Source organism: Alteromonas sp. 14N.309.X.WAT.G.H12, from assembly GCF_036697315.1.
Taxonomy (GTDB): domain Bacteria; phylum Pseudomonadota; class Gammaproteobacteria; order Enterobacterales; family Alteromonadaceae; genus Alteromonas.
On the sequence record NZ_JBAHZB010000177.1, the window covers coordinates 1 to 3947 of the forward strand.

4 protein-coding genes, 1 tRNA gene and 1 rRNA gene are annotated in these 3947 nt (G+C 45.3%); all 6 read right to left on the reverse strand.

Translation table 11 applies throughout. The features are described 5' to 3' along the window. Positions 1-2 precede the first annotated feature (2 nt). A tRNA-Thr gene (locus V5298_RS19945) sits at positions 3-75 on the reverse strand. Between the two features lie 115 nt (positions 76-190). Further along, positions 191-931 (reverse strand): type III pantothenate kinase, encoded by a 741-nt coding sequence (locus V5298_RS19950; protein WP_332933175.1) that lies wholly within the window; start codon positions 929-931, stop codon positions 191-193. Continuing rightward, a complete protein-coding gene (gene birA, locus V5298_RS19955) occupies positions 921-1907 on the reverse strand; it encodes a bifunctional biotin--[acetyl-CoA-carboxylase] ligase/biotin operon repressor BirA (protein WP_332933176.1) in 987 nt (328 codons plus the stop codon). The genes V5298_RS19950 and birA overlap by 11 nt, the downstream gene beginning before the upstream one ends. After that, a complete protein-coding gene (gene murB / locus V5298_RS19960; protein ID WP_332933177.1) occupies positions 1904-2893 on the reverse strand; it encodes a UDP-N-acetylmuramate dehydrogenase in 990 nt (329 codons plus the stop codon). The genes birA and murB overlap by 4 nt, the downstream gene beginning before the upstream one ends. 116 nt (positions 2894-3009) lie before the next feature. Next, complete coding sequence (gene gmhB / locus V5298_RS19965) at positions 3010-3567, reverse strand: D-glycero-beta-D-manno-heptose 1,7-bisphosphate 7-phosphatase (RefSeq protein WP_332933178.1); 558 nt, start codon at positions 3565-3567, stop codon at positions 3010-3012. Positions 3568-3712: 145 nt separating this feature from the next. Next, positions 3713-3828, reverse strand: a 5S ribosomal RNA gene (rrf, locus tag V5298_RS19970). Positions 3829-3947 lie beyond the last annotated feature (119 nt).

Sequence of the window (3947 nt, forward strand, 5' to 3'; positions counted from 1 at the left end):
GGTGCCGACTGCCGGAGTCGAACTGGCGACCTACTGATTACAAGTCAGTTGCTCTACCAACTGAGCTAAGTCGGCACTGCATCAAGTGGGTGCGCATTCTAGAGTAACTCATTACTCTGTGCAATAGTCTTTTTCGATTTTTTTTCGATTTTTTGTTTGATTGCTCAAATATCTAACAATCAAACAAATGTTACGCAAAAAGCGAACTTTTCGCGTAGCGGGCAAGACCATGCACCACCAAATTTGCGGAGCAGATAGTATCAGCAGAATGGTTAAATGCAAGCATATTTTTGCCTCCACCACCGATAATTACGTCAAATTGTGACTGTTTGCTTGATAAGTAATCAACCGCGCTCAAATAAACACCTTTCACCGCCGCCATACAACCTAGTGAAACACAATCTTCGGTATTGGTTCCTAACGACAACGCCTGGGGAATTTTATCATCTGCGGTGACTTTTGCGGTATTTTCAACCAATGCATTGCGCATAATTTCAAATCCCGGCGTGATCCATCCGCCTAAATGATGACCATCTGCAACAAAATCACAGGTAATTGCCGTTCCCACATCAATCACACAAAACGGATGGGAGGTCATTTCAAGGCCAGCAATCATAGCAAGCCACCGATCGACGCCCATTTTCTCAACCTGTTGATAACTGTTAGTTAGTCCAAAGCGGCTTTTTTCGGTGACAATTTCTTTATAAAAAATCTTCTTTTTTTCGCAAAACCCAGAAATGGCATTGGCGATCTCGGGTTTCCCCACATTAGAAAACACCACATGGGTGTAATGGTGCGTGTTTAAATACGCACAAAAGGTCGCAACATCGGCATGGGAGCGCGGGGATTCGTGGCTTACGTTGGCTAGACTCACCGATTTAATACGGCTATTTCCTGCATCTACCAACAATGTTTGCGCCTCAGATCCCACGTAAACTTACCTCACCACCATGGAAACGGGTAATACCATCCACGGTTTCTACCAATAGCGCCCCACTTTGATCCACACCGCGATCAATACCTGAGAACCGTTTTTCCCCCATTTGCAGCACAATTTTCTTATCGGCAAACAAGTCTAGGGCCTCCCAGTACGGTACAAACTTGCCAAAGCCACGTTGGGTAAACTCAGGTAGCAATTCTCTTAGCGACTCGATAATAGCAGCAGCCAATTCGTTTCGGTCAGGGGTTTCACCTAAGTAGCCGGTAAGATCACTGTGGGGTTGGCCAACGTCGTATTGTGATTCGGGTACGTTTACGTTTAAACCTATTCCAATAACACTGTGAGCCGTCGCGCCAATTTGCCCTTCCACTTCAATTAATACGCCAGCTAACTTAGCACCGTTTAAATAAATATCGTTAGGCCACTTTAATTGGGCATCTTCAATATTGAATTTGCGCAAAGCTTCACACACAGCAACGCCGACTAATAAAGAGAGTCCCGCCATACTTTGATAACCATCGGGGAAAGACCAGTACATGGACATGGTAAGGCTCCCTCCTACCGGCGCTAACCATGTACGACCATGGCGCCCTTTGCCGTCGGTTTGTACCTCAGCCAATATGGCATCACCGTCAGCCAGATCGTGTCGCGCGGTGGCAATACGCTTTTTCATTTCTGAGTTAGTGGAGGCTAATACAGGCTCTACCTGAATTAACGATAAACCCGGTTTCGTTAAATACTTCTTGATACTTTCTGCTCTTAACAACGAAAACCCCTGATTCAATCTATAGCCCTTCCCTTTTACTTTAAAAACGTCAAGGCCCCACTTTGCCAGCTGGGAAATATGACCCGCGACCGCAGTACGAGATAGGCCCACTTGCTGAGCAATCACTTCTCCAGAATGAAACTGACCATCGGACAAGAGTGACAGAATATGTTGACGTATTAGCTTTGAAGCCTGTTTCATAACGTAATTGCCCCCGCTGAACCGACTAAACGCACTTCAGGCTCTAATGATACCGCGTATTTCTCGTACACGGTTTGCATGATTAATTTGGCCATGGTGATCACATCATCCCCGCTAGCATCATTGGCGTTGGTTAATACAAGCGGTTGGTCAGGATGACAACGCACACCGCCTACCGTTTTACCTTTAAATCCACTCCGGTCGATAAACCAGGCTGCGGGGACCTTTACCCCCGCTTCGGTGTCAAAGCCGGGTACTTGGCCATGACGGCTAACCAGTTCATTATACTGTGTCTGGGGTATAACCGGATTTTTAAAAAAACTGCCCGCATTACCAAGAACATCAGGATCCGGTAACTTGCTTTGTCGAATGGCTATCACCGTATCGTAAATCTCACTGGCCGTGGGATTATCCAGTTTTGCTAGATCACCGTAGGTCACTACGGGTTGATAACGCTTTGGCAATTCAAACGTGACATGGGTAATAAGGGTCTTTCCGGCAAGTTTACCTTTAAACACACTGTCTCTGTAACCAAATTCGCATTCGCTGCCCAGTCGTTCGCTGGTTTCACCGGTTTCAATATCGCGATATTCCACCGCTGCAATGACGTTTTCCACTTCCACACCATAAGCACCAATATTCTGTATGGGCGATGCGCCTACAGAACCAGGAATGAGCGCCAGATTTTCTAATCCATACCAGCCTTGTGCTAAGCAGCGGGTGACTAACTCATGCCAATTTTCACCACTTGCAACTGTAACGATGTGGCTGTTTTTAGTTTCACGATACGATACCCCTTTCAAGGTATTGATAAATACTTGGCCATCAAAGTCCTGTAGAAAAAGCGTATTACTCCCGCCACCGAGCAAATAGTTAGTTGCGCTGCTATGCCATAAATCAAGGAAGCGATCTGATGAAGAAAAATGATGTATACCCTGACAACGAGCAGGAAGGTGAAACGAGTGATGTGTTTGAAGTGAAGGCACGAGTTCTACTTTTTACTAAAATAAATCTTCGGCAATGGTAGGCGAAGCGGGATCAGAATAAAAGTACCATCAAACAAGAACGGTGACTTTATGTCCGCCTATGGCACTTTATAAGGCTATTGTGGCTGATTTGAGAAGAAATCTGCTACGGCATCCCTTAATCGATGGCATTGCTTCCAATTGTGGGTGTCTTGGGATGGTCCATTGTCTTCGCCTACTTTATACAGAAAGGGAATGCCCGCCCGTTCACCTGCTTGCATGTCCGAGACTTTGTCACCCACCAAAACGGATTGATTCAACGCGATTTGATGGGCATTTGCTGCCTTTATAATCATGCCAGGGTTTGGCTTTCGACAATGACAGTCCTTTAAGTAGGAATTAACACCGTGAACAGGATGATGGGGGCAGTAACGCACATCAGCGATGTTAATGCCTTCTTTGTTAAAAGCATCAATCATCCAATGTGTTAAGGCGTTAAACGCCTCCTCGGAATAGTAGCCTCTACCAATACCCGACTGATTCGTAACGATAATGATCTGATACCCGCCATGGACAATTTGGCGACACGCATCAAATACCCCAGAAATAAAATCAAATTGGGAAGGATGGCTGATATAGCCGTGATCAACATTAATAACGCCGTCTCGGTCGAGAAAAAAAGCACGGTTTACCATAGAACGAGACCACCTAACAAAATTGATAACAGCGATGTGGATGTTACATAAAATGCGCCTATTGTGCACCTGCAGATGTGTTTTTAGCATTGCCTCAAACGCAAAAAAGGCCACTCATTTGAGTGGCCTTTTTCTTAAATTGGGAGCCTGGCGGTGTGCTACTCTCACATGGGGAAACCCCACACTACCATCGCCGCTAATGCGTTTCACTGCTGAGTTCGGAATGGGATCAGGTGGTACCACATCGCTATTGCCGCCAGGCAAAAACTTTGTTTAACAACATTGGAAAGCATGATATCAATCTCAATCAGAGTAACTTACTACTCTAACTTACTTAAATTAGTCAGTCATTTAACTTACAACACATAAGTATAAAGCTA